Genomic DNA, 26022 nt, shown 5'->3' with positions numbered 1-26022 from the left:
TGTCGAGCCTCGTCAAACCTGTTCGTTGTTACCCGTGGGCGCGCTTTCGACCTTCAGCGGCGGCGCCCATGCGGGACGCTGCGCTTCCTGTTCGTCGGTGATGAGATCGCGGTCGCCCTTGACCGGATTGCCGAGCATCGGGAAGCCGAGCGCTTCGCGCGAATCGTAGTAAGCCTGGGCGACGAGACGCGACAACGCGCGGATGCGGCCGATGTACGCCGCGCGCTCCGTCACGGAAATGGCGCCGCGTGCATCGAGCAGGTTGAACGTGTGGCCGGCCTTGAGCACGAGCTCATAGGCGGGCAGCGCGAGCTTCGCGTCGATCATCTTCTTTGCTTCTTCTTCGTAGCTCTTGAAGAACGTGAACAGCAGATCGACGTTCGCGTGCTCGAAGTTGTACGTGGATTGCTCGACTTCGTTCTGGTGATAGACATCGCCATACGTGAGCTGACGCAAGACACGACCGGAAGGGCCGTCTTCTTCCCATTCGGTCCAGATGAGGTCGTACACGTTCTCGACCTTCTGCAGATACATAGCGAGGCGTTCGAGACCGTACGTGATTTCGCCGAGCACCGGCTTGCAATCGATGCCGCCCGCCTGCTGGAAGTACGTGAACTGCGTCACTTCCATGCCGTTCAACCACACTTCCCAGCCGAGACCCCACGCGCCGAGCGTCGGATTTTCCCAGTCGTCTTCGACGAAGCGCACGTCGTTCTGCTTCAGATCGAAGCCGAGCGCTTCGAGCGATCCGAGATACAGATCGAGGATGTTTTCAGGCGCGGGCTTCAGCACGACCTGATACTGATAGTAGTGCTGCAGGCGGTTCGGGTTCTCGCCGTAGCGGCCGTCTTTCGGACGGCGCGACGGTTGAACATAGGCCGCGCGCCACGGCTCGGGGCCGATCGCGCGCAGGAACGTGTGGACGTGCGAGGTGCCCGCGCCGACTTCCATGTCGATCGGCTGAAGGAGCGCGCAGCCCTTCTCGTTCCAGTAGGACTGCAGCGTCAGAATGATTTGCTGGAAAGTGAGCATGATTGCCTTTTGCGGGGCGCGGCCATCGTCGTGAGGACGCGACTCGGAGGCTCGGCCGAAGTGCTAAAACGTTGAATTTTAGCCGAATGGAGGGGCGGGTGCGGCTTTTTGGGAGAAGCGCGGCCATGGGCGGGTAAAGCGCGAGCCGCGTCGCAGGGCGCGACGCGGCTTCGTTTCAGTCGATGTTCAGCGCGTGCCCGAACGTTTCCGGTTCGGCGCAAACGCAAACCCGAACGCGAGCAGAATCAACGACACAGCGATCACCGTCATATTCCCGCTCGTCACATACGGCGTGCTGCCCGACGTGCCCTGCACGCGCGCTTCCAACACGCCGGTGGTGAACGTCGGCAGCTTCGAGATGACATCGCCATTCGCCGCGATCGCCGCCGTCATGCCGGTATTGGTCGCGCGTAGCATCGGACGGCCGGTTTCGATCGAACGCATGCGCGCGATCTGAAGATGCTGATCGAGCGCGATCGTATTGCCGAACCACGCGAGATTCGTCGAATTGACGAGAATGCCCGCGGGCGTTTCCTGTTCGCGGATCGTGTGCGCGATCTCTTCGCCGAAGATGTCTTCGTAGCAGATATCGACGGCAACCGGCTGGTTATGCACGATGAACGCCTTCTGCGCGATCGGGCCACGCGCGAGATCGCCGAGCGGAATGCCCATCATGCGCACGAACCAGTGAAAACCGAGCGGCACGAATTCGCCGAAAGGCACGAGATGATGCTTGTCGTACCGATACACGCCGTTCACATGCGGCGTGACACCGAAGAGGCTGTTGGTGAAATCGGTCGCGCGGCCGTCGGGAAGAATCGTGACGCCGATCGCGCCGAAGAGAATCGACGAGTTCGTATCGTCCGCGAAATTGCGGATCGCCACGGCAAAATCCTGCGGAATCTGCACCGAAAGCACGGGCAGCGCCGTTTCCGGCGTGACGATCAGATCGGCGGGCTTCGAGGTGATGAGCCGCTTGTACAGCGCGAGCGATTCATCGACGCCCGACTGCTCGAACTTCATTTCCTGCTTCACGTTGCCTTGCAGAAGGCGCACATCGAGCGGCGCGTTCGCGGGCGTCGTCCATTGCGCGAGCGACAGCAGCATGCCCGCGACGATCAACGCAATCGCAACGATCCCCGGCACGAATGCGAACCGCCGCGTTTTGCGGAACTGCCAGAACGCCTGCACGATCAGCGCGGCAACCAGAGCGAGCACCCAGCCGACGCCATACACGCCGACGATCGCGCCGAAGCCCTTGAGCGGTCCGTCGACTTGCGCATAGCCGCTCGCGAGCCACGGAAAGCCGGTGAACACGAGGCCGCGCAGCCACTCGCCGAGCGCCCACGCGCTCGCGAATGCGAACGCGCCGTGCCATGTCGGTGCGTAGCGCGGCGAAGCTTCGATGTCGCGTGCGGTGGCGGCGTCTTCATCGCCGAAGCGCGCACGTCCCGCGACGAACGACCAGATCATGCTCGAGAGCGCGGGATACATCGCGAGATAGAGCGAGAACAGGGCGACCGCGGCGGCGGCCAGCGGCGCGGCCATGCCGCCGTACACGTGCATGCTCACGTAGAGCCACCACACGCCGGTCACGAAATTGCCGAAGCCGAACGCCCAGCCGGTCGCGGCGGCGCTCTTCCAGCCGTCGGTGCGCGAGAGCCACGCGAAGAACAGCGCGAAGATGACGAGCTCGAGCCAGCCGCCATGCGGCGTCGGCGCGAACGACAAGGTGTTCACGGCGCCGAGCACGGCGGCGACGAGGTAATGCCAGAACGGCAGCGCGCGCGGCGCCGTGGCGGTCACGGACACGTCGCGTTGACGGGAGGGAATGCGAAACGATGAATCGGCCATTGATGACGGTCGCCGGGGCAAACCCGGAGTAAAGCAGAGGTGGGCGAAGGCTTCATGACGGACACCGATGTATTCCGGCGTCCGTTCTCGTGCGCGTCAGTCGCGTAGTTCGTCTTCGTCGTCGCCCGCGTGATGATGTTGCTGCGCGAGATTCGGCACGCGCCGCACGAGGAGAACGTGAATCTGCCGAGCGTCGCCGCGCAGGATCTCGAACACGAACTCGTCGATGCGCACCTTTTCGCCGCGATGCGGCACGCGCCCGAAGCGATGCGTGACGAGCCCGCCGATGGTGTCCACTTCGTCGTCAGAGAAATCGGCGCCGAACTCCTCGTTGAACTGTTCGATGCCGGTCAACGCGCGCACGCGATACTTGCCGTCGGGCGTCGCGATGATGTTGCCGGCTTCTTCGTCGAAGTCGTATTCGTCCTCGATGTCGCCGACGATCTGCTCCAGCACGTCCTCGATGGTGATGAGGCCCGCGACGCCGCCGTATTCATCGACGACGATCGCGATGTGATTGCGATTCACGCGGAAGTCGTGCAGCAGCACGTTCAGGCGCTTCGATTCCGGGATGAAGACGGCGGGGCGCAACATGCCGCGCACGTCGAATTCCTCTTCGGCGTAGTAGCGCAGCAGGTCTTTGGCGAGCAGCACGCCAATGATGTTGTCGCGGTTGCCTTCGTAGACCGGATAGCGCGAGTGTGCTTTTTCGAGCACGAAGGGGATGAACTCGGCGGGCGTCTCGGCGATATTGATGGCGTCCATCTGGGCGCGCGGAATCATGATGTCGCGAGCGCTGAGGTCGGACACCTGGAAGACGCCTTCGATCATCGAGAGCGAGTCGGCGTCGAGCAAGTTGCGCTCGTGCGCGTCCTGAAGCACTTCGAGAAGTTCGTCGCGCGATTCGGGCTCGTGCGAGATGAAATCGGTCAAACGTTCGAGAAGCGAGCGTTTTTCCTGCGGTTTGTCGGTATGGCGTCGACTGGGATAGGGTTCGTTCATAGCGGAGCGCCCGGAAGTGACCGGGCGCGGGTTTTCGGAGAGTTAAGCATACACCAAGGGAAACGGCGGGCTGCGTGGCGCGGCGCGCATGTCATGAGCCCATCCTAGCCGATAAATATGCGACGAGTGTGTCCGCCCGCAAGCGTTGACCAAACGGCCGATGGTTCACGAAGGATCACTGCGGCTTCTGCCCCTGACACCGCCTCAACAACCCCTCCAGCGCCCGATCCGGCATTCCGCTTTCGCGCAGCGCCTCGACGGTCCGGCTGACGTAATCGAGCGTCGTGCCGTAGCGGCCGCTCGCGCATCCGAGCACCGTGCGCACGATCGGATCGGCGAGTTTGCCCGTGTAAGACGCCGCTTCCCGCCGCATCACGAACGCGAGCGCGTCTACGCGCCGTCCGTCCGCGAGCGTGCACGGCAGCCACGCGGGCCGATACGAGCCCATCGCCATTTCGCGGCGCCAGAGCACGTCGAGATGTTCGGTCGCCCCGACGCCCTCGAGACGAAACGCCATGCCGGTGCACGATCCGCCGCGATCGAGCGCGAGCACGAGGCCCGGCTGTTCCGGTGTGCCGCGATTCACGCGCGACCACAGATAAAGCCCGCGATGATAGCCATGCACCTTGCCGCGCACCGCTTCGACCGTCGGCAGTCCGGGGTTCCAGATCAGCGATCCGTAACCGAAGAGCCACACGTCCGACTTGCCGTCCCAATGTGCAAACGCAGCTTCACGCGATGCCGCGAGTTCGGCCTCCGTCCACAACGCGGATTCGCCGAGCGCCGGCGGATAGTCCGGGCAGGGCGCGGACGCATTTTCAGTGAGAGGAGTGGCGTCGGGCAGCTTGTCGTTCACAGCGTGTTGGGCTTTGGACCGGGATCAGGTCAGAGGCACGTAAGGATCGGAAAATCCCAGAGACTGCATGATATCCGTCTCGATCGATTCCATCTCGTGCGCCTCGCTTTCGACCTCGTGGTCGTAGCCCTGCGCATGCAGCGTGCCGTGGACGATCAGATGCGCGTAATGCGCCGCGAGCGGCTTGCCTTGCTCGGCCGCTTCGCGCTCGACGACCGGGCAGCACAGAATCAGGTCGCCCGCGACGGGATCGTCTTCGGATTCCGCATAGGCGAACGTGAGCACGTTCGTCGCGTAATCCTTCTGCCGATACGTCCGGTTGAGCATCCGGCCTTCTGTCTCGTCGACGAAACGCACCGTCAACTCAGCATCCGCGAAAAGTGCGGCCTTGATCCAGCGCGCGACCGTCGCGCGCGGCAGGATCGCCTTGTGCGACGGGAACGCCTTCGCTGCGGGAAACTGCATCGTCAAGGTAAGGCGCGGCGTCATCAGGATTTCTGCTGCGCCTGTTGCGCCTGACGTGCCGCTTCGGCCAATGCGGCGTCTTTCTGCGCCTGCGCATCGTAAGCCTCGACGATGCGCGCGACGAGCGGATGCCGCACCACGTCCGCCGACGTGAAGTGCGTGATCGCGATGCCGCGCACTTCCGACAACACATGCTGCGCTTCGATGAGCCCGCTCTTCTGGCCGCGCGGCAAGTCGACCTGCGTCGTGTCGCCGGTGACGACCGCCTTCGAGCCGAAGCCGATACGCGTCAGGAACATCTTCATCTGCTCGGGCGTGGTGTTCTGCGCTTCGTCGAGAATGATGAACGCGTGGTTCAGCGTGCGGCCGCGCATGTACGCGAGCGGAGCGATTTCGATCATCTGGCGCTCGAACATCTTCGCCGTCTTGTCGAAGCCGAGCAGGTCGTAGAGCGCGTCATAGAGCGGCCTCAGATATGGATCGACTTTCTGCGCGAGATCGCCCGGCAGAAAGCCGAGCCGCTCGCCCGCTTCGACGGCCGGCCGCGTCAGCACGATGCGCTTCACCTGATCGCGCTCGAGCGCATCGACCGCGCACGCGACCGCCAGATACGTCTTGCCCGTGCCCGCCGGCCCGATGCCGAAGGTCACATCGTGCTGAAGAATCTGCTTCAGATATTCGCGCTGCGCCGGCGTGCGGCCGCGCAAGTCGGCGCGGCGCGTATAGAGCTTCGGACCGTGATCCTCGTCGTCGCCGAGATCGATCGTGGCGCTCGGTTCATCGAACGGATGATCCGGATCGACGGCGCGAAAACGCGGATCGGCTTCGCCTTCTTCGCCATTGGCCTCGCGCGCTTCCCGCGCACGGCGCGTCGCATGACGCGCTTCGACGAGCGCGAGCTGAATATCGTCGACGGAAATCGGATCGCGCGCGCGGTTGTAGAAGTTTTCGAGCGCGGCGAGTGCGACTTTCGCGCCACGGCCACGAATCGAAATCTTGTGGCCGCGCCGCGAAAGTGTCACGTCGAGCGCCTGCTCGATCTGCCGCAGGTTTTCATCGAGCGGGCCGCAGAGGTTGGCGAGCCGCGCGTTGTCCTCGCGCGGTGCGGTGAATTCCAGATGCTGCGTAGGAGCGTTCTTCAAAGTGTCCTGTCTTCAATTAGCGACTGCGGTCGTCTCTGGCACGAGCACCAGCTCGCCGCGCAGCGAATGTGGATACGCATGCACGATCTTCACGTCGATCATCTGGCCGATCAGACGCGCGTGCGATTCCACCGGCGCGGGGAAATTGACGACGCGATTGTTCTGCGTGCGTCCGGCGAGCTCGTTCGGGTCCTTGCGCGCCGGGCGCTCGACCAGAATGCGTTCGACTTTTCCGACCATCGATTCGCTGATACGCTGCACGTTTTCCTCGATCGTCGCCTGCAAATGTTGCAGACGCTTGAGCTTGACTTCGCGAGGCGTGTCGTCGTGCAGATTCGCGGCGGGCGTGCCGGGGCGCGGGCTGTAGATGAACGAAAAGCTCGTGTCGTAGCGCATCTCGTCGACGAGCACCATCATCTTGTTGAAATCGTCTTCCGTCTCGCCGGGGAAGCCGACGATGAAGTCCGTCGACAGCGACAAATCCGGACGGATCGCGCGCAATTTGCGAATGACCGACTTGTATTCGAGCACGGTGTAGCCGCGCTTCATCGCCATCAGGATGCGGTCCGAGCCGTGCTGCACCGGCAAGTGCAAGTGCGAGACGAGCTTCGGCACCTTCGCGTAGGTATCGATGAGACGCTGCGTGAATTCCTTCGGATGCGAAGTCGTATAGCGAATGCGTTCGATGCCCGGCACGTCCGCGACGTACTCGATGAGCGTCGCGAAATCCGCTATTTCGCTCGAACCGAGCGTCAGCGCGCCGCGATAGGCGTTCACGTTCTGCCCGAGCAACGTGACTTCGCGCACGCCCTGATCGGCGAGCCCGGCGATCTCGGTGAGCACGTCGTCGAGCGGACGGGAGACTTCCTCACCGCGCGTGTACGGCACGACGCAATAGCTGCAATATTTCGAGCAGCCTTCCATGATCGACACGAACGCGCTCGGGCCGTCGACACGCGCGGGCGGCAGATGATCGAACTTCTCGATTTCGGGGAAGGAGATGTCGACTTGCGCGCGGCCAGTGGCGCGGCGCTGGTCGATCATCGCGGGCAGACGATGCAGCGTCTGCGGACCGAATACGAGATCGACATACGGCGCGCGCGCGACGATCGACGCGCCTTCCTGGCTCGCGACGCAACCGCCGACGCCGATCAGCAGATTCGGATTCGCTTCCTTGAGCTCGCGCACGCGGCCGAGATCGGAGAACACTTTCTCCTGGGCCTTTTCGCGCACCGAGCACGTGTTGAACAGAATGACGTCCGCGTCTTCGGGCGTGTCCGTCTTGACGAGGCCTTCAGCGGCGCCGAGCACGTCGACCATTTTGTCGGAGTCGTACTCGTTCATCTGGCAGCCGAAGGTCTTTACATAAACTTTCTTGGTCATGAATCGTCGCCGGTCGCAGTGGTTAACCTGGGGGCGCTGGTAAGAGATTGAAGGGTTTCGCGAGCGCTTCTACGCTGAACGGCCCGCTTTTTACTGCAATTTAGCCCGATATTATAGCGCCGGCAGCCATTCCTGACGCCGTGGCGCGCCTGTCCGGCGGATACGCGAGTTCGCCGAGCAGTTCGTCCGTCGTCTTTTGGAAACGCTCGACCAGAAAGTCCAGCAACACGCGCACGCGCGGCGCCATGTAGCGGTTCGCGTGAAAGAGCGCGTGGACCGCGGCCTCGTGCGTGCACCAGTCGGGCAGCACCATCCTGAGCGTGCCGGCGCGGACATCGGCGGCGATATCCCAGATCGATTTATGCGCGATGCCGTGTCCCGCCAGCGCCCACTCGCGCAGCAGCGCGCCGTCGTTGGTTTCCCAGGCGTCTGCGAGCGGGATCGTGTACGCGTAGCGCTCGTCGCCGCGCCTGAAGCTCAGCTCGTTGAGCGGCCCGGCCGCCGTGACCACGACGACGAAATCGTGCCCGACGAGTTCTGCGGGCGTTGCCGGCGTGCCTTTGCGCGCGAGATAGTCCGGCGACGCGCACAACACCCGGCGATTCGGCGCGAGCGCGCGCGCGGCAAGCCCGCTGTCGGGCGGCGCGCCGAAGCGGATCGCGAGATCGATTTCCTCCTGCAGCAGATTCGACACGGAATCGGACAGCGTCAGTGCGAACCGCACGTCCGGATGCAGCGCGCTGAATTCATCGAGCCAGCCGCGCAACAGCGAGCGCCCGAAATTCGATGTCGCCGAAATGCGCACCTTGCCGCGCACGACGTTCTGGCCGGCCTGAAGCGCGGCTTCGGCGTCGTCGATCGCCTGTAGCGCCACGCGGCAATGCTGCAGATACAGGCGGCCTTCGTCGGTGACGCGCAACTGGCGCGTCGTGCGTTCGAAGAGCCGCGTGTGCAGCGCTTTTTCCAGCTTGATGAGGCGCGCGCTCGCCGCCGCCGGCGACAGCCCGAGCTTGCGCCCCGCCGCCGAAAGGCTGCCTGCCGCCGCCGCTTCCACGAAAAGACGCATGTCGCCGAGCCGATCCATCGTCATTTTCAAATCCGCCTTGAGAATGATTCAAAGCGTAGACCAATTCTCAATCGTGCGCTGCAACCGGACAATGCGCTCAGTCCCTGGAGACAAGTCATGCAACTCGACCATGTCACGCTCGTCGCGCCCGACTGCGATGCGCTCATGCGCTTTTTCGTCGATATCGCCGGGATGCGGATCGGTCCGCGGCCGCCGTTTGGCGTCGGCGGCTACTGGCTGTATCTCGGCGCGCGGCCGGCGGTGCATCTGATCGCAACGGGCGTCGCGGCTTCATCGGACAGTCCGAACGCGACGCGTATCGATCATCTGGCGCTGCGCATCGACGATGAAGCCGAGTGGCGCGCGTTGCTCGAACGTCTCGACTGCCGCGGCTACGCGTATCGGCTCGCCGACGTGCCGCTCGCCCGCGAGCGTCAGCTTTTCGTGCGGCTGGCGCCGGCCGTGGTCGTCGAATTCGTGATCGCGCAATTCTGAATCTGATCTGGAGTCAACATGCCTCTTCCGCTTCTCGCGCTGGCGATCAGCGCCTTTGCCATCGGCACGACGGAGTTCGTCATCATGGGCCTTCTGCCCAACGTCGCGCACGATCTCGCCGTGTCAATTCCGTCGGCGGGCCTGCTCGTCACCGGTTACGCGCTCGGCGTCGCGGTCGGCGCGCCGTTGCTCGCCGTGCTGACCGCCAGGATGCCGCGCAAGCTCGCGCTGCAATTGCTGATGGCCGTGTTCATCGTCGGCAACGTGCTGTGCGCGGTCGCGCCGGGCTACGGCCTGCTGATGGTCGCGCGCGTCGTGACCTCGTTCGCGCACGGCTCGTTCTTCGGCATCGGCGCAGTCGTGGCCGCGTCGCTCGTGCCGGCGGAAAAGCGCGCGAGCGCCATCGCGCTGATGTTCACCGGGCTCACGCTCGCGAACGTGCTGGGCGTGCCGTTCGGTACATTCGTCGGACAGGAGTTGGGCTGGCGCGCGACCTTCTGGATCGTCGCTGGTCTGGGCGTGCTCTCCGCGCTCGGCGTGACGGCGCTCGTGCCGAACCGCCATGACGCAGCGCCGAGCGGCCTCGGCCGGGAAGTGCGCGTGCTGCGCGACCCGCAGGTCTGGCTCGCGCTGACGATGACGGTGCTCGGCTTCGGCGGCGTGTTCGTGGTGTTCACTTACATTGCGCCGATTCTCGAACAGGTCGGCGGCTTCTCGCCGCGCGCCGTCACGCTGATTCTGGTGCTGTTCGGCGTCGGGTTGACGATCGGCAATACGATCGGCGGCCGACTCGCCGACCGCGCGCTGATGCCGTCGCTGATGGCCATTCTGTTTACGCTCGCCATCGTGATGGCGGTGTTCGCGAAGACGAGTCACAGCCAGATCGGCGCGATCGTCACGATTTTCGTGTGGGGCATTGCGGCTTTCGCGACGGTGCCGCCGCTGCAGACGCGCGTCGTCGAGAAGGCGAAGGACGCGCCGAATCTTGCGTCGACGCTGAATATCGGCGCATTCAACGTGGGCAATGCCGGTGGCGCGTGGCTCGGCGGCGCGGTGCTGACGCACGGCCACGGACTCGACGCGCTGCCGTGGGCCGCCGCCGTGGTTGCGGTCGCCGCGCTCGGCGTGACGTGGCTCGCCGCGCGGCTGGATGCGCCGCGCGTTACTTCGGACATAAACGCAGCCGACGCCTGCTGAGCGCTTATCATGTTGGCTCAACGTAATCCGAGCCAACATGATCGATCATCTCATCTGCGATTGCGACGGCGTGCTCGTCGATAGCGAAGTCATCGCGGATCGCGTGATGCTGGACGTCCTCACCGAGACGTTTCCCGGCATCGACTTCAAACCGGTCGTCAAGACGGCTTTCGGGCAGCAGACCTCACGCTTTCTGGCCCATCTGGAGACGAAGTTCGGCATCGCGATGCCGCCGAATTTCGTCAATACGATCGAGGCGCGCGTCTCCGTCGAGCTCGCGAGCTCGGTCGGACCGATCGCCGGCGTGCGCGCCGCGCTGGAAGGCTGCGGGCTGCCGGTCGCGGTGGTGTCGAACAGCCGCATGGAGCGCGTGCGCGCATCGGTGCGGCGCGCGGGTCTGTCCGAGATCGTCGGCGCGCGCGTCTTCAGCGCGCAGCAGGTCGAGCGGCCGAAGCCTTATCCCGATGTCTATCTGCTAGCGGCGCGCACGCTCGAAATCGATCCGGCGCGCTGCCTCGTCGTGGAGGACAGCGTCGCCGGACTGACGGCGGCGCGCGCGGCGGGCATGAAGACGATTGCGTTCGTCGGCGCGAGCCATATTCCGTCCGGCTACGCGCAGGTGCTGCGCGAAACCGGCGTCACGCGGATCATGGAACACATGGACGAACTGCCCGCGCTCGTCGCGGCGGGCGTGCGTGGGGACTTCGGCGACGTGCTGTCCTGATTTTTACGCGGCTTCCTCGACCGCTTCTTCAACAGATTCTTCGACCGGTTGACGCGCGGCCGCCAGCGCCTCACGAAATTCCACCAGCTCCGCGATGGTCAGCATCGGCAGGCCGTGCTCCTTCGCGAAGCGCTCGACCTGTGCGCCGCGCGTCATCGTGCCGTCGGGGTTCATCAGTTCGCACAGCACGCCGGCGGGTTTGAGACCGGCGAGGATCGCCAGGTCGACGGTGCCTTCCGTGTGGCCGCGCCGTGCGAGCACGCCGCCCGGCATCGCGCGTAGCGGGAATACGTGACCGGGCCGGACGATATCGCCCGGCTTCGCGTGATCGGCGATGGCCGCGCGAATCGTCGTCACGCGATCGGCCGCCGACACGCCCGTGGTCACGCCTTCGCGTGCTTCGATCGACACGGTGAACGCGGTGCCGTAGCGGCTGCCGTTGGCGGCGGCCATCGGCGGGAGTTCGAGCGCGCGCACTTTTTCGTCGGGCAGGCAAAGGCACACGATGCCGCTGCATTCGCGGATGAGCAGGGCCATCGTGGCGTCGGTGAGCCTCTCGGCGGCGACGATCAGGTCGGCTTCGTTCTCGCGGTCGTCATCGTCCTGCAGGACGACGGGGCGGCCTTCGCGCATGGCGTCGAGCGCGGCGGCGATGCGCGCCGGAATAGCGGACGATGCGAGTTGCGGAAGGTCGGAGGCGGCGTCATCGGCGATGACGGCGGGTGCGGCGAACGACAGGCTGGTGGTAGCTTGGGTCTGGGACATGTGAAACGCTCTCGCGCAAAAATTTAAGCGAAAAACGTTTCAGGGCATTGCAAACAGACAGAACGACACCCCGCGGCGACGCTTGAGCGGCGTCGTCCGGTTCGGCGCGATGCATGAATCGCGGAGGGGAACGGACATGACCATCTGCACATCTTCTCTCATCCGGACTGTGACCGTCGGCTCTGGCATCTCACCAGATCTGCTGACCCCGCGCATGTTGCTCGCGCGGGCGCTCGCGGGCTCGTGGTCTGGCCGCGAAGCCTCGCCACATACCGCCGGTGGGGAATTACACCCCGCCCTGAAGACGTACTGAATGCCTTCGGGCCGTGACCCGTCAGCTTTTTTAGGATACCGCACGCGCGGGCTTTTTGCACCGCCGCATGCGTCATAAGCTTTGCAAAAAGCGCCGTCTAGCTATCGGCCCAGGCCTTCGCCGCATTGACCGCGCGTTGCCACCCGGCGAGACACGACTCGATTTCCCCTGCGGGCATCGACGGCGCGAAACGCCGTTCGAGCTGCCATTGCGCGTTCAGCTCGCCGACATCCTTCCAGTAGCCGACCGCGAGCCCCGCGAGGTAGGCCGCCCCCAGCGCGGTCGTTTCCGCGATGCGCGGGCGCGCGACTTCGACGCCGAGGAGATCCGCCTGGAACTGCATCAGCAGATCGTTCGCGCAGGCGCCGCCGTCGACGCGCAATTCGCCAATGCGCATGCCCGAGTCCGCTTCCATCGCCTTGAGCACGTCGAGCGACTGATACGCGATCGAGTCGAGCGCCGCGCGCGCGATGTGGCTCGATGTCGTGCCGCGCGTCACGCCGAAGAGCGTGCCGCGCGCACGCGCGTTCCAGTGCGGCGCGCCGAGTCCGGCGAACGCGGGCACGAAGTAGACGCCGTCGCTATGCGGCACGCCGCGCGCGAGCGTTTCGATATCGCTCGCTCGGCGGATGATCCCGAGCCCGTCGCGCAACCATTGCACGACCGCGCCTGCGATAAAGATGCTGCCTTCGAGCGCATAGTCGACCCGGTCGCCGATCTGCCATGCGATCGTCGTGACGAGGTTATTGCGCGACTCGATCGGCTTTGCGCCCGTGTTCGTGACGAGGAAGCACCCTGTGCCGTAGGTGTTCTTCACCATGCCGGAGTCCGTGCACATTTGCCCGAAAAGCGCCGCGTGCTGATCGCCGGCCAGCGATGCGAGCGGGACGTCCGCGGCGAATACCGTGCCTTGCGTCGCGCCGTACACCTCGGACGAGGAGCGCACTTCGGGCAGCATGCGGCGCGGAATGTCGAGCGCGTCGAGCAGTTCGTCGTCCCAGCGCCGCTCGTGGATGTTGAAGAGCATCGTGCGCGAGGCGTTCGTGATATCGGTGATGTGCATGCCATGCCGCGTGAAATTCCACACGAGCCAGCTGTCCACGGTGCCGAAGGCGAGCCGCCCTTGCCGCGCCTTGTCGCGCGCGCCTTCGACGTTGTCGAGGATCCAGCGGATCTTCGTCGCGGAGAAGTAGGCGTCGATCGGCAGGCCGGTTTTTGCGCGCACCATCGCTTCGAGGCCGCGTGACTTGAGTTCATCGCAAAGGCCTGCCGTGCGCCGGTCCTGCCAGACGATGGCGTTATATACCGGCTTGCCTGTCTCCCGATCCCAGACGATGGTGGTCTCGCGCTGGTTCGTGATGCCGACCGCCGCGATCGACGAGGCGGTCACGCCCGCGCGCGTGACGGCTTCCGCGGCGACGCCTGCCTGAGTCGACCAGATCTCCAGCGGATCATGCTCGACCCAGCCCGCTTGCGGATAAATCTGCCGGAATTCCTTCTGCGCCACGGACACGACGTTGCCGCTCCTGTCGAACAGCATGGCGCGCGAGCTGGTGGTGCCCTGGTCGAGCGCGAGAACGTACTGATCCTGCATGGTCTCCTCCGGTCTGAACGGACATGGACGCGATGTCCGTCTGCGCAATCTATCGGAGCGAGGCCACGCGGACAACCTGGCCGAATGTCATAGGCCGCGCGACATGTCTGACGTCTTGCGCAAAATGCCTATGCCATTCGGCCGAGTGGCGCAGCGCTGCCGATGGGCCGATACTGGCGGCACCAGATCGAACGAAGGGTGAGAGCGATGCGAGTGTCGTTGGTTTCAGGCGTGCTGGGTGCGGCGCTGCTGGCGGGCTGTGTGGGAACGCCGAGTCTCGATAGCGCCACGGGCGCGGCGTCGTTCAACGCGCTGCAAGGCATGTGCGCAACGTCCCCGGTCGATTACGGCGCGGACGCGCAATCCGTCTACTCGGCCTTCTTCGATGCCTATGTGGCCGAGCGTCGAGGCGGGCTGTCGAAAGAGCGCTTCTGCGCGTTCCAGGCGGCGATCGCTGAACGGTATCGCGCCTATCGGGCGAATCCCGGCCCCGAGGCACAAAGCGCCTGGGCGAAATTCTTTCTGGATCAGCGCGCGCAGGCGTTGAGCTGGCGTGCCGCGGTCGACCCGACACTGCGCGCCGGATGAAGCGGCTTGCTTTGAGATGAGAGAGGTGCAACGGACGCGGCCGCTGGCCGCGCCCTGAGTCCTGAGTCCTGCTGCGCGTGCTACGAGTAGCGTTTGAAAGCCTTGACGGTGGAGTCCCCGGTGGCCGTGAGGCGCCATTGCTGACGTCCGGAGGCGAGATTCTCGAGCTGAACGAGCTGGCGTTCGAGCAGGGCATCGAGTTCTGCGCGTTCCATGTCGACCTGATTGGGCGCTTCCTGAACCAGTAGCAGCGTGGCAAATTCGTGCGGACTCAGCATTGTGTTCTCCATGACGACCGAACGGCATAAGCAGCCGGCTTTGTAAGCCGGATCTTTTTGCATCGAAGCGTTGTACGGGGAAACTGAAAAACTGCCGGGCAAAGGCGTTGATTTTGTACTGCGTTTGCCGGGAATTGGGATTGTAGGCAAGCGTCTGACAAGTGCCAAATTTGCAGTGAAAATTTTCGCTTTGACTTTTTGACCGCGCCGAGGCGGTCCATCGTTCGCGTGAATTTGGAGAATCCACTCGAACTTCGTGCGGCGGCGCACACAAACGCGGCCGCTGCGGGGAAGCGAATCCGTATCGTGCATCGGCCCATTCATGCGCGTTGTTCATCAATTCATACGATAAATGAATTTGTTTTGGATTAAGCGGACAATGCAATATTTCTCTTTTGCCCGGTCGCTGCTAAAAACAGCCGGGACGCTCGGTCTCTTCGCATTTCGGACTTCATTCAATGACTCGCTTCAACTGGCAAAACCCGTATCCCACGCCGCGCCTGCCGGTGTTCGCCCGCAATATCGTTTCGACATCGCATCCGCTCGCCGCGCAAGCGGGCTTGCGCATGCTCTGGAAGGGCGGCAATGCCGTCGATGCGGCCATCGCTGCGGCGGCCGCCATTACCGTTGTCGAGCCGGTGTCGTGCGGCCTGGGCGGCGATGCCTTCGCGCTCGTCTGGGACGGCAAGAAGCTGCATGGGCTGAACGCATCGGGCGTGTCGCCGGCCGCCTGGAACATCGATTACTTCCGGCGCAAATACGGCGAGGAAGACGGGCTCGCGCGCCAGCCGAAGCGCGGCTGGGACACGGTCACGGTGCCCGGCGTCATTGCGGGCTGGGAGGCGCTGCACGGGAAGTTCGGCTCGCTGCCTTTCGCCGACCTGATGGAGCCTGCCATCGAGATCGCCGAGCGCGGTCATGCGGTGGCGAGCATCGTCGCGTACAAGTGGGCGGCGGCGGTTCCGGAACTGAAGGATCAGCCGGGCTTCGCGGATGTCTTCATGCCGCGCGGCCGCGCGCCCGAAGTGAGCGAGCTCGTGCGCTTTCCCGGCCACGCGAAGACGCTGCGGCTGCTCGCGCAGCACGGTCCGCGCGCGTACTACGAGGGTGAGATCGCGGAGCGCATCGTGTCGTTTGCACGCGAGGGCGGCGCAGCACTATCGATGGACGACCTGCGCAACTATCGCGCGGACTGGGTCGAGCCGATCAGCAAGGACTATCGCGGCTACACGGTGCATGAGATTCCGCCGAACGGGCAGGGCATTGCGGCGCTCATCGCGCTCGGCATTCTCGACAAGTTCGATGTCAGCGCGCTCACCGTCGATCGCATCGAGTCGCAGCATTTGCAGATCGAGGCGATGAAGCTCGCATTCGCCGACGTCTATCGCTATGTCGCCGATCCGCGCTCCATGGAAGTGACGCCCGAGCAGATGCTCGACGACGCGTATCTCGCACAGCGCGCGAAGCTCATCGACCCGGCGAAGGCCACGCAGTTCGACTTCGGCATGCCGAAGGCGGGCGGCACCATCTACATGTCGGTCGCCGACGAGCGCGGCATGATGGTGAGCTTCATCCAGTCGAATTACATGGGCTTCGGCTCGGGCGTGGTCGTGCCGGATACCGGCATCTCCCTGCAAAACCGCGGCTGCGGCTTTTCGATGGATCCGAAGTCCGCGAACGTCGTCGAAGGCGGCAAGCGCCCGTTCCATACGATCATTCCCGCGTTCCTGACGCAAGAAGTCGATGGCACGCGTGAAGCGGTCATGAGCTTCGGCGTCATGGGCGGCGACATGCAGCCGCAGGGTCATCTGCAATCCGTCGTGCGTATGCTCGACTACGGCCAGCAACCGCAGGCCGCGTGCGATGCGCCGCGCTGGAAGGTCAACCGCGACTTCACGATCGACATCGAGGCCACGCTCGATCTGCAAACCGCGCGGGCGCTCGAAGGCCTCGGCCACACGATCAAGTCCGTCGACGATCCTTACATGGACTTCGGCTCCGGCCAATACATCTGGAAGCTCGATCGCAACGATCCTGAGCGCGGATATGTCGCGGCAAGCGACAGCCGGCGCGACGGACTCGCCGCCGGGTTCTGATTCCGCTTCGGAGGCCGCGCCGCATGAGCGGCCTCCAATCACGATTACCTCGTGTTCATTCGCTGCTTTCGGGCACGCGAAAGGGACCGTGCGTGCCCGCATCGGGCGAATAGAGAGGAAGCGCCATGAGCGAACAGGTATATCGAGCGCCGGAGTCTGAAACGTCCCCGGCCAAAGCAGCGCCCTCCAAGGCGATGATCCGCCGCATCGTGTTTTCGTCGTCGGTCGGCAACGCGCTCGAATGGTTCGACTTTCTCGTCTACGGCTACTTCGCGACGGTCATCGCGAAAGCGTTCTTCCCGTCGCACGACGAGTGGCTTTCGACCATGCTGGCCATCGGCACGTTCGGCATCTCGTTTCTCATGCGCCCGCTCGGCGCAGTCGTGCTCGGCATCTACGGCGACCGCAAAGGGCGCAAGGCCGCGCTCACGCTCGCCATTCTGCTGATGATGATCGGCACGCTCACGATGGCGGTGATGCCGTCGTATCAACAAATCGGTGTCGCGGCGCCGCTGCTGATTTTGCTCGCGCGACTCGTTCAAGGTTTCGCGGTCGGCGGCGAATTCGGCAGCGCGACTGCGTTCATGGTCGAGCACAGTGAATCGCGGCGCGGCTATTACGCGAGCTGGCAGTTCGCGAGCCAGGGACTCGCTGCGATCACGGCCGCGGCGTTCGGCGCGCTTCTGAGCGCGTGGCTGCCGCAGCCGCAACTCGAAAGCTGGGGATGGCGCATTCCGTTCGTCTTCGGTCTGCTCGTCGGTCCGGTCGGCTATTACATCCGTTCGCATCTGGACGAAACGCCGGAGTTTCTCGCGACGCGTTCCGCAGCGAAGGCTAGCGCTCCCGGCGTCTCGTTCTCGAATCAATGGCTCAATCTGTTGCTCGCGGTGGGCATCGTCGCGCAGTCGACAGTGGGCGTGTATGTCCTTCAGCTCTACATGCCGATGTACGCGGTCAAGCAGTTGCATCTGCCGGCGGCTGCATCGTTTGCCGTCGTCGTGCTCAATGGCGGACTTCAGTTCGTCTTTTCCCCGCTGATGGGCGCGCTCTCCGACCGGCTCGGACGTATCCGCATCATGCTCGGGACGTCGATCGTCATGGGTGTCACGATTTATCCGATGTTTGCATGGCTGCAAACGCATCCGACCGTCGCCTCGCTCGTCGTGCTGCAAGCCGTCGCGGGCATTTTGAAGGCCGCGTACTCCGGTCCGATGCCCGCGCTGATGTCCGAAATCTTTCCGACACGCGTGCGCTCGACCGGCCTATCGATCGGTTATGCGCTCGGCGTGACGCTCTTCGGCGGTTTCGCGCCGACGATCGTCGAGGCGTTCATCCACGTCACCGGCGACAAGCTCGCGCCGAGCTACTACGTGTTGATGGCCGCGGTGCTGTCGGGCGTGTCGCTGGCGATCGTCGCGTGGCGCATGCGCGCGGCGCGGCGAGCGACGTAGCGACGCATCCAGATTACGTTTGCATTTCCCAGGTATCGACTTCAAGCAAGAATCGGCACGTTTCATGCTGCGCTGCATCGAAGGCCGCCGTCCGAGTCGTAAGAATTTGGCCCGAACGGAACCGGCGCACCGCGCATGAGTCTGTCCCCATGTCTGCAAACTCGTTGCAGGGCGGCTAAGATGGAAAGACAAGCCGCTAATACTTGAAGTTGAGGACGCCAGGACGAAAACCGCGCCTGGCGTCACCTGAACCTCGGCCGTCTCTTGTTGGCCGATGGCGCGTTCAGTCCAGCCTGGGAGCGCGGATATATGCACACAGACAGTACTCACGTGATGCCGTGGCGCATCGAAGACATCGATCTCACGCGGATCGATCGCAACAAGGCAGCGTCCAACGAGCATCTTCTTTTGTTGTTGTGCGCCTGCTCGTTCATCGAGAGCGGCACGGACCTTTACACCAGTAATCTAAGCAAGTATTTTCACGACGACCCCGAGATCTCGGCGTGGCTCAACAATGAGTGGGAGCCCGAAGAGATGCAGCACGGCAGGGCGCTCAAGACTTACATCAATTACGTGTGGCCCGGATTCGACTGGGACACGGCGTTCAAGAATTTCTTCGACGAATACTCGCTCACCTGCTCATACGAGGCATTCGAGAAGAAGCGCGCGCTCGAGATGGTGGCGCGTTGCGTCGTCGAGACGGGCACCGCCACGCTGTATCGAGCGATCAACGAATGTTCCGACGAACCGGTGCTCAAAGAGATCACTGACAACATTCGCACGGACGAAGTGCGGCACTACAAGCACTTTTTCCACTTCTTCAAGAAGTGGAACAAGATCGAAGGCAATGGCCGCATGGCCGTGCTCGGCGCGCTCGTGCGGCGCGTGGCGGAGTTGAAGAGCGAAGATTCGGAGATTGCGCTACGGCATGTCTTCGCCATTCGTTATCCTGAGCATGCGCAGGATGCGCAGTACAACCGTGAGCTTTCCGCACGCGTGAATGCGCTCGTGCGGCGCAATCTGTCCGCGGATCAGGCCATCAAGATGCTGCTCAAGCCGCTCGACTTGCCCGCGCGGATTCAGCCCGGCGTGCACTATCCGCTCTCGAAGATGACGCAGTTGTTCTTCCGCTAACCCCTCACCCGACGATGCCGGTCCCACGCCGGCATCTTTATATGACCGATCCCCACGCGCCGCCCTCGCTTGCCTCGCATTCCATCTTCGATGAATGGCCGCCCGAACTGCGCGCGCTCTTCGACGGCACGCTCGCGGGCGCCGATGTCGGTTTCACCGCATCGCTCTGCGCCGCCGATCAAGGTCATCGCGTGCGAACCGCGCTATTGGGCGCCGGGGAACTGCTCGCGCCCGACGCGCGCACGCTTGCGTTCGCGCTGTGGCCGACGTCGCGGACCGCGCAGGCCGTCATCGCGACGGGGCGCGCGACGCTCACCTTCGTGTTCGACGAGGCGTTCTATCAGGTGCATCTCGATGCGCGCCAGGTGTCGCTGGACGACGTGCCGCTCGCGTGCTTCGTCGGCACGATCGAGAGCGGTGAAATGCAGCGGGTGGGTTATGCGCGACTCACGAATGGAATCGCGTTCGAACTGACTGATGCGCAATCGGCGCTCACGCGTTGGCGCGAGCAACTCGAATGGCTGAAGCGGGCGGCCAGCGCCGCCGCCTGAAACGCCCGGTGCGGCGCACCGGGTCATAACAACTCGTTTATCGGCTGCGATCGCCCGAACGCAGCGCATCGCGCCGGCCGCCGAGCAGTGCGCCGGGGTTGCCCGCGGTCGGCTTGCGCGAATTCGCGACGTGGCCGGCCTGCTGCGATTCCGCGCGTCGCGGCGTCGAGTTCGGGTTCACGTTCGGCTTGCTCGGGCTGCGCGCTTCACGGGAAGGCTGAGCGCCGGGCTTGCCGCCATTACCCGCATTGCCACCGTTCGACGGCCGCGCGCCGCGACCCTCGCCGTTCGGCCGGCCGCCGTCGCGACGCGGTTCACCGCTGCGTCGCGATTCGCCGCCCGAACGCGTTTCGCTGGTCGCACGTGCTTCGCCGCTGCGCTGACCCTGACGTCCTTGCCCTTGCCCTTGACCCTGACCGCGTCCTTGGCTGCGGCGCTGGATCGGCTCCGGCTTCGCGTTCGGGTCCGGCTCGAAGCCGGGAATGACTTCGCGCGGAATCGGACGCTTGATGAGACGCTCGATATCCTTCAGCAATTGATGCTCATCGACGCACACGAGCGACACCGCTTCGCCTTCCGCGCCCGCGCGCCCTGTGCGGCCGATGCGGTGCACGTAGTCTTCCGGCACGTTCGGCAGATCGAAGTTGACGACGTGCGGCAACTGATCGATGTCGATGCCGCGCGCGGCGATATCGGTTGCGACCAGCACCTGCAGCGTCTCGGCCTTGAATTCGGCGAGCGCTCGCGTGCGGGCCGACTGGCTCTTGTTGCCGTGAATCGCGAGGGCGCTGATGCCGTCCTTCGCCAGTTGCTCGGCGAGACGGTTCGCGCCGTGCTTCGTGCGCGTGAAGACGAGCACCTGGAACCAGTTGTTGCCGCGGATGAGATGCGTGAGCATTTCGCGCTTGCGGTCGCGATCGACCGGATGGATCTTCTGCTCGACCGTCTCGGCCGTCGTATTGCGGCGCGCGACTTCGATGAGCGCGGGCGAATCGAGCAGGCTGTCGGCGAGCGCCTTGATCTCGTCGGAGAACGTGGCTGAGAACAGCAGGTTCTGACGCTTCGCCGGCAGCTTTGCGAGCACGCGCTTGATGTCGTGGATGAAACCCATGTCGAGCATGCGATCGGCTTCGTCGAGCACGAGAATTTCGAGCTGCGAAACGTCGATGGTCTTTTGCTGCATGTGATCGAGCAGACGCCCCGGCGTCGCGACGACGATATCGACGCCGCGGCGCAGCGCGTCGATCTGCGGATTGATGCCGACGCCGCCGAACATCACCGTCGACTTGAGCTTCAGATATTTGCCGTACGCCCGCACGCTTTCCTCGACCTGCGCGGCTAGCTCGCGCGTCGGCGTGAGAATGAGCGCGCGCACGGGACGCTTGGCGCCGCCGCTGGCGGGCGCAAGTTGCGACAGGCGTTGCAGGATCGGCAGTGTGAAGCCGGCGGTCTTGCCCGTGCCGGTCTGCGCGCCCGCGAGCAGGTCGCCGCCTTTCAGTACGGCGGGAATCGCCTGGAGCTGGATCGGGGTGGGACTGGAATAGCCGAGTTCGTTGACGGCGCGAAGCAAGGGTTCGGACAGGCCGAGCGAATCAAAAGACATAAATTGGGCGTTCTATTCGTTATGTCGAACGGCGCGCATGCGAATCGAGGCTGCGGCGAATCAGGGTTCGGCCGGCAGAGCGCATGTGCAACGCTCGGAAATGAATCGGGCGGCGGGCCATTCGGCGATCAGCGATCGCCGGGCGTTGCCGCGGGGTTCGACGTGCTATCAAGACACGTCATCTGGCGCTAAGTTGCATCGAAGACATTTCGACGCAGCGGCGCCCGTTCCGGTCCGCGCTCACGCGACATAGCGCGCGACGCTCACGAACTGGCACAGGCTGCCTGCGAGCACGAACAGATGCCAGATCCCATGTCCGTGCCGAATGCGCTCGTCGTTGATGAAAAAATAAATGCCAGCGCTGTAAATCACGCCGCCCGCGACCAGCCATGCGGTTCCCGCGGCCGGCAGCGCCGTCACGAGCGGATGAACGGCCACGAGCGCGAGCCATCCCATCAACACGTAAAGCACCATCGACACGCTGCGGGTTCGGCGCCCGAGCGTGAGTTCCTGCGTGATGCCGAGCGCGGCGAGTCCCCAGCTCACGCCGAAGAGCGACCAGCCCCAGGGGCCACGCAAGGTCACTAGTGTATACGGCGTGTAGCTGCCGGCTATCAACAAGTAGATGGCCGAGTGATCGCACTTTTGCAGTATCGCTTTCAGGCGCGGCGTGCGCGCCCAGTGATACAGCGTGGAGATGATGTAGAGCACGCTGAGCATCGCGCCGTATACCGCGAAGCTCACGACCTTGTACGCGTCGCCGTCGAGCGCGCCCATCGTGACGAGCGCAGCCAGCCCCGCCACCGACAGCAGCGCGCCGATCAAATGGCTGATGCTGTTGAAACGCTCACCGACATGCATATCGAATCCACCAAAAGACAAGGGGCGCGGCCCCAACTACGAAGGCTGCGCCCCGGTGCGTATTGTACGCTGTCCCGGTGAAGGACCTGAAAAGCCGTCAGTCGAGCGGCGCCGAACGCAGGTTGCTGACCTGCTGCGGCGACACCGGCGTGCCGTGATTGCCCCACGACATACGGATATAGGTCACGACCGAAGCGACTTCCGTATCCGACAGCGACTGCGCGAACGGCGGCATGCCGTGCGGCATCGGGTTGCCTTCCGTGCTCGGCGGATAGCCGCCGTTCAGCGTCATGCGGATCGGGTTGACGGCCGACGGCATCTGGATCGACTGGTTGTTGGCGAGCGGCGGATACGCAGGCGGCTTGCCGAGACCATTTTCCTGATGGCACTTCGCGCAGTTCTCGGTGTAGACCTTCTTGCCGAGCGTGAGCAACTCGCCGCCGAACTTGTCCGACGTCTCCAGCTGCATGACTTCCGGCGCTTCCTTCTTCTGCGGGATCGACTTGAGATACGTCGAGATCGCGTTGATGTCCGCGTCGGTCATGTACTGCAGGCTGTTGTGAACCACTTCGGCCATCGGACCGAACACCGCGCCACGCTGCGACACGCCGGTCTTCAGCAGGTCGTTGATGTCCTTCAGGTCCCAGTCGCCCAGGCCCGCTTCCTTGTTCGAGGTGAGCGACGGCGCATACCAGTTCTGCAGCGGGATCAGGCCGCCCGCGAAGGCCGCGGAGTTGACCGGGCCGCCCATCGCGTTGATCGACGTATGGCACATGCCGCAGTGGCCGAGGCCTTCGACCAGATACGCGCCGCGGTTCCATTCGACCGACTTGGTCGGATCCGGCTTGTACTCGCCTTCCGAGAAGAACAGCGTGCGCCAGCCGATCAGCAGGTTGCGGTTGTTGAACGGGAAGCGCAGTTCATGCGGACGGCTCGGTTCGGAAACCGGCGGCACCGAGCGCAGATACGCGTAGATCGCGTCCGAATCGGCGCGCGTGACCTTCGTGTAGCTCGTGAACGGGAAGCCGGGGTAGAGCAGCGAACCGTCTTTCGAGCGGCCCGTGTGCATCGCGCGATAGAAGTCGTCAGAGGTCCACTTGCCGACGCCGTATTGATCGTCCGGCGTGATGTTCGGCGTGAACATCGTGCCGAACGGCGTGGCCATCGGCAGGCCGCCGGCGAATTCCTTGCCGCCGCGCACCGTGTGGCAGGCGATACAGTCGCCGGCGCGCGCGAGGTACTCACCTTGCTTGATGAGCGCGGCTTTGTCGGCGGGCGTCGCCGCGATGGCGCCGCCCGAATGCAGATTGTCGCCGCCCGACCAGAGGACGGCGCCGGCTGCGACGGCTGCCACCACGACAGCCGAGGAAAGTGCGAACAGGGACTTGCGTTTCATTATGTTGTCGCTCCAGACGCCTTATTGCGGTTCGCTGCCGCACTTGAGCGGCATCTTCAACGAGCCAGCGGGCGCGGGCACCGGGTTGGCGGGTGCTTGTTGCGTGGACAGCCAGGCGGCGACGGCGGTCACGTCGTCATCCGTCAGGCGCGAGGCGATCTGCTGCATGCAGTCGGGCGCCTTGGCGTGACGCGTGCCCGACTTCCATGCGCCGACTTGCGCGCTGATGTAGTCCGAATGCAGGCCGACGAGGCCCGGAATCGCCGGCTGCATGCCGGTCAGGCCCTTGCCGTGGCAGGCCGCGCACGCGGGAATGTTCTTCGACGCATCGCCGTTCAGCACGATCTGCTGGCCGCGCGCGAGCGTCGTCGACGAGACGTTCGACTTGGCGGGCGCGGGATACGGCGGACGCTGGTTCGAGAAGTACGTCGCGATCTGATGAAGGTAATCGTCCGAGAGATACGTGACGAGGTAGTTCATCGGCGGGTACTTGCGCCGGCCTTCGCGGAAATTCTGGAGCTGGTTGTACAGATAGTCGGCAGGCTTGCCGGCAAGACGCGGGAAGTAGTCGTTGTCCGTGCCTTCACCGTGAACACCGTGGCATGCCGTGCAGCCTTGCACGCGCGCGGCCATCGTGTCCGGTGCGATGGGCTGGTTCTGCGCCTGCGCGGCCGAGCTGAAAACGCCAGCGCTGCCTACCAGAGCCGAGGCAAAAGCCATAGCGAGCAGCGGACGAAAAATGCGTCTTGAAAACACGCGACACTCCATGAAATTCGGGGACCTGCCGAGCTTCGTGCGGCTCGGTGCGAAGGTGGCGAACCACGGCCACGCAGGGGGCTGTAAGTGGCGACAAGTGGCGGACCACGGCCACAGCGGCTCTCGTCGAGCCTCTGATGCGACGCGGCATTCTATCATCGAAGCATGATGGTGACTATTTGACACAATCTCGCTCTAAGTCCCGGTGCAGCGCATTCGCGACAATTTGCCGCGCGGCTCTTGACCATCCGCGACGAACTTCCTGAATGCGGGAAGTTCATTGCCTTTCGGCAAATATTCGACCGATCAGGGTGCGCCGGTCCGATGTGCTTCATGCAGTTTCGGAAGCGCCCGGCAAAAATTCAAGGCGTTTCGTTCGTGTTCGATGCTGTGCTGCATCGTGCGCGCTCGTTTAGACTTCGCAAAATTCTTCGATGACCTTCCTTTCGGCAATGCGCATTCACGCCTCAAACCGTCCCGCATGATGAGCGACGATCCCCTCTGGTTTGCGCAGACGGCGTTCGCGGCGCTGGCCGATCTGTCGTTCGCCTGCGTGCTCGGCACGCTCATCCTGAACGCCTGGCTGTCTCGCGAACAGGCGTTCGCGCCTGTCTCTCCGGCGCGAAACGGCTGGCGGCGCGCGTCGCGAGGCGGTCTGGTTGCCGCGCTCGCCCTCGCGCTGTGCAACTTCGCTTCACTGTGGTTGCAGTCGGCGGCGATGAGCGGTGCGCCGGTCATGCAAGCGGGCGCGTCGCTGTGGCTCGTCGCGACGGGCACGCACGCGGGCGTCGGTTGGTCGGTCGCGCTGGCGGGCAGCGTGCTCCTGCTGCTCGCGGCGGCGAGCGGCGGCGCGCTGTCGGCTTCGCGGATCGGATCGGCGATGCTTGCCGCGCTGATCGTCGCGGCGGGCAAGTCCGCGGTCGGTCATGCCGCCGACGCGGGCGCGTTCTCCCTCGCGGAAGGCGTTCAGACGCTGCATCTGCTTGCGACGGCCGTATGGGGCGGCATCGTCATCGCGGGTGCGTTCGTGCTGCCGGCGCTCGATACGTCGGTGGCGCGCGCGTTCCTGATCCGCATCGTCGCGCGGATGTCGCGCACGGCGGCGATCGCGGTCGCGTTCGTGATCCTGACGGGCGTGTTCAATGGCTGGCGCGGCATCGGCGGTTCGTTCGCGGTGCTGGGCGCGAGCACGTGGGGTCATGCGCTGATCGTTAAAGTCGTGCTGGTCGCGATGGCGCTCGCGTTCGGCGCGCTGAACCGATGGTCGGCGCTGCCGCGCCTGCAACGCTCGGCCTCGACGATGGACGCGCACACGGTCATCAACGTGATGCGCATCGAAGCGGTCATGATGGCGGGGGTATTCGTGGCCGCGGCCGTGCTGTCGCACAGCGTGCCGGGCTCGGCGCTCGCGGGATAAAAA

Annotated in this window: 24 protein-coding genes and 1 riboswitch; of the genes, 9 read left to right on the top strand and 15 right to left on the bottom strand. The window is 64.2% G+C overall.

Annotated elements, in window-relative coordinates:
* Positions 1–12: 12 nt before the first annotated feature.
* The 8 genes from glyQ to AWB74_RS17205 all read right to left on the bottom strand — a co-directional run bounded on the left by glyQ (position 13) and on the right by AWB74_RS17205 (position 8818).
* Positions 13–1032, bottom strand: a complete 1020-nt coding sequence (gene glyQ, locus AWB74_RS17240) for a glycine--tRNA ligase subunit alpha (RefSeq protein ID WP_087039068.1) — start codon at positions 1030–1032, stop codon at positions 13–15.
* 186 nt (positions 1033–1218) lie between these two features.
* Positions 1219–2886 carry an apolipoprotein N-acyltransferase gene (gene lnt, locus AWB74_RS17235; protein WP_061147949.1) on the bottom strand — a complete coding sequence of 556 codons (1668 nt, stop codon included), beginning with the start codon at positions 2884–2886 and terminating at the stop codon, positions 1219–1221.
* Between the two features lie 96 nt (positions 2887–2982).
* Positions 2983–3888: an HlyC/CorC family transporter gene (locus AWB74_RS17230; protein WP_061147948.1), complete on the bottom strand. Its 906-nt coding sequence runs from the start codon at positions 3886–3888 to the stop codon at positions 2983–2985.
* A 175-nt stretch (positions 3889–4063) separates the two neighbouring features.
* Positions 4064–4744, bottom strand: a complete 681-nt coding sequence (locus tag AWB74_RS17225; protein WP_061147947.1) for a gamma-glutamylcyclotransferase — start codon at positions 4742–4744, stop codon at positions 4064–4066.
* Between the two features lie 24 nt (positions 4745–4768).
* Entirely contained in the window at positions 4769–5233 is a 465-nt protein-coding gene (ybeY, locus tag AWB74_RS17220) for an rRNA maturation RNase YbeY (protein ID WP_061147946.1), read from the bottom strand.
* Positions 5233–6351 carry a PhoH family protein gene (locus AWB74_RS17215; RefSeq protein WP_061147945.1) on the bottom strand — a complete coding sequence of 373 codons (1119 nt, stop codon included), beginning with the start codon at positions 6349–6351 and terminating at the stop codon, positions 5233–5235. The genes ybeY and AWB74_RS17215 overlap by 1 nt, the downstream gene beginning before the upstream one ends.
* A gap of 12 nt (positions 6352–6363) precedes the next feature.
* Entirely contained in the window at positions 6364–7734 is a 1371-nt protein-coding gene (gene miaB, locus AWB74_RS17210) for a tRNA (N6-isopentenyl adenosine(37)-C2)-methylthiotransferase MiaB (protein ID WP_061147944.1), read from the bottom strand.
* Positions 7735–7834: 100 nt separating this feature from the next.
* Complete coding sequence (locus tag AWB74_RS17205) at positions 7835–8818, bottom strand: LysR family transcriptional regulator (RefSeq protein WP_061148036.1); 984 nt, start codon at positions 8816–8818, stop codon at positions 7835–7837.
* 99 nt (positions 8819–8917) lie between these two features.
* On the opposite strand from AWB74_RS17205, the gene AWB74_RS17200 reads away from it, so the two are divergent.
* Genes AWB74_RS17200 through AWB74_RS17190 form a run of 3 tightly spaced genes read left to right on the top strand, consistent with a single transcriptional unit; the run spans position 8918 to position 11216 of the window.
* Positions 8918–9295, top strand: a complete 378-nt coding sequence (locus AWB74_RS17200; RefSeq protein ID WP_061147943.1) for a VOC family protein — start codon at positions 8918–8920, stop codon at positions 9293–9295.
* An 18-nt stretch (positions 9296–9313) separates the two neighbouring features.
* Entirely contained in the window at positions 9314–10492 is a 1179-nt protein-coding gene (locus AWB74_RS17195) for an MFS transporter (protein ID WP_061147942.1), read from the top strand.
* Positions 10493–10529: 37 nt separating this feature from the next.
* Positions 10530–11216, top strand: coding sequence for an HAD family hydrolase (locus AWB74_RS17190; protein ID WP_061147941.1), 687 nt, complete (start codon positions 10530–10532; stop codon positions 11214–11216).
* Positions 11217–11219: 3 nt separating this feature from the next.
* Here the strand turns inward: AWB74_RS17190 and ribB are convergent, their stop codons facing one another.
* Both ribB and glpK read right to left on the bottom strand, forming a co-directional pair.
* Positions 11220–11981, bottom strand: a complete 762-nt coding sequence (gene ribB, locus AWB74_RS17185; protein WP_061147940.1) for a 3,4-dihydroxy-2-butanone-4-phosphate synthase — start codon at positions 11979–11981, stop codon at positions 11220–11222.
* A gap of 146 nt (positions 11982–12127) precedes the next feature.
* Positions 12128–12291, bottom strand: a riboswitch (FMN riboswitch).
* 100 nt (positions 12292–12391) lie between these two features.
* Positions 12392–13888 carry a glycerol kinase GlpK gene (gene glpK, locus AWB74_RS17180; protein WP_061147939.1) on the bottom strand — a complete coding sequence of 499 codons (1497 nt, stop codon included), beginning with the start codon at positions 13886–13888 and terminating at the stop codon, positions 12392–12394.
* Positions 13889–14095: 207 nt separating this feature from the next.
* Here glpK and AWB74_RS17175 point away from each other — a divergent pair, with 207 nt between their 5' ends.
* Positions 14096–14476: a hypothetical protein gene (locus AWB74_RS17175; RefSeq protein ID WP_061147938.1), complete on the top strand. Its 381-nt coding sequence runs from the start codon at positions 14096–14098 to the stop codon at positions 14474–14476.
* Positions 14477–14556: 80 nt separating this feature from the next.
* On the opposite strand, the gene AWB74_RS17170 is transcribed toward AWB74_RS17175, so the two are convergent.
* Positions 14557–14754, bottom strand: coding sequence for a hypothetical protein (locus tag AWB74_RS17170; protein WP_061123832.1), 198 nt, complete (start codon positions 14752–14754; stop codon positions 14557–14559).
* 458 nt (positions 14755–15212) lie between these two features.
* Between AWB74_RS17170 and AWB74_RS17165 the strand changes: the two genes are divergently transcribed.
* From AWB74_RS17165 to AWB74_RS17150, 4 genes are all read left to right on the top strand, one after another.
* Positions 15213–16850: a gamma-glutamyltransferase family protein gene (locus tag AWB74_RS17165; protein ID WP_061147937.1), complete on the top strand. Its 1638-nt coding sequence runs from the start codon at positions 15213–15215 to the stop codon at positions 16848–16850.
* Between the two features lie 125 nt (positions 16851–16975).
* Complete coding sequence (locus AWB74_RS17160; RefSeq protein ID WP_061147936.1) at positions 16976–18301, top strand: MFS transporter; 1326 nt, start codon at positions 16976–16978, stop codon at positions 18299–18301.
* 309 nt (positions 18302–18610) lie between these two features.
* Positions 18611–19435 (top strand): ferritin-like domain-containing protein, encoded by an 825-nt coding sequence (locus tag AWB74_RS17155; RefSeq protein WP_061147935.1) that lies wholly within the window; start codon positions 18611–18613, stop codon positions 19433–19435.
* Positions 19436–19476: 41 nt separating this feature from the next.
* The gene (locus tag AWB74_RS17150) at positions 19477–19986 is read left to right on the top strand and encodes a hypothetical protein (RefSeq protein ID WP_061147934.1); all 510 of its coding nucleotides are present in this window, start codon (positions 19477–19479) and stop codon (positions 19984–19986) included.
* A 37-nt stretch (positions 19987–20023) separates the two neighbouring features.
* On the opposite strand, the gene AWB74_RS17145 is transcribed toward AWB74_RS17150, so the two are convergent.
* From AWB74_RS17145 to AWB74_RS17130, 4 genes are all read right to left on the bottom strand, one after another.
* The gene (locus tag AWB74_RS17145; protein ID WP_061147933.1) at positions 20024–21589 is read right to left on the bottom strand and encodes a DEAD/DEAH box helicase; all 1566 of its coding nucleotides are present in this window, start codon (positions 21587–21589) and stop codon (positions 20024–20026) included.
* A 240-nt stretch (positions 21590–21829) separates the two neighbouring features.
* Complete coding sequence (gene trhA / locus AWB74_RS17140) at positions 21830–22450, bottom strand: PAQR family membrane homeostasis protein TrhA (RefSeq protein WP_061147932.1); 621 nt, start codon at positions 22448–22450, stop codon at positions 21830–21832.
* Between the two features lie 97 nt (positions 22451–22547).
* Complete coding sequence (locus AWB74_RS17135; protein WP_061123740.1) at positions 22548–23846, bottom strand: c-type cytochrome; 1299 nt, start codon at positions 23844–23846, stop codon at positions 22548–22550.
* A gap of 21 nt (positions 23847–23867) precedes the next feature.
* Complete coding sequence (locus AWB74_RS17130) at positions 23868–24614, bottom strand: c-type cytochrome (RefSeq protein WP_061147931.1); 747 nt, start codon at positions 24612–24614, stop codon at positions 23868–23870.
* Between the two features lie 472 nt (positions 24615–25086).
* Here AWB74_RS17130 and AWB74_RS17125 point away from each other — a divergent pair, with 472 nt between their 5' ends.
* A complete protein-coding gene (locus tag AWB74_RS17125) occupies positions 25087–26019 on the top strand; it encodes a copper resistance D family protein (protein WP_061148035.1) in 933 nt (310 codons plus the stop codon).
* The last annotated feature ends 3 nt before the right edge of the window (positions 26020–26022 follow it).

This window comes from Caballeronia arvi (assembly GCF_001544695.2).
In the GTDB taxonomy this organism is placed as follows: domain Bacteria; phylum Pseudomonadota; class Gammaproteobacteria; order Burkholderiales; family Burkholderiaceae; genus Caballeronia; species Caballeronia arvi.
This window is presented reverse-complemented; position numbering and strand designations above follow the sequence as displayed.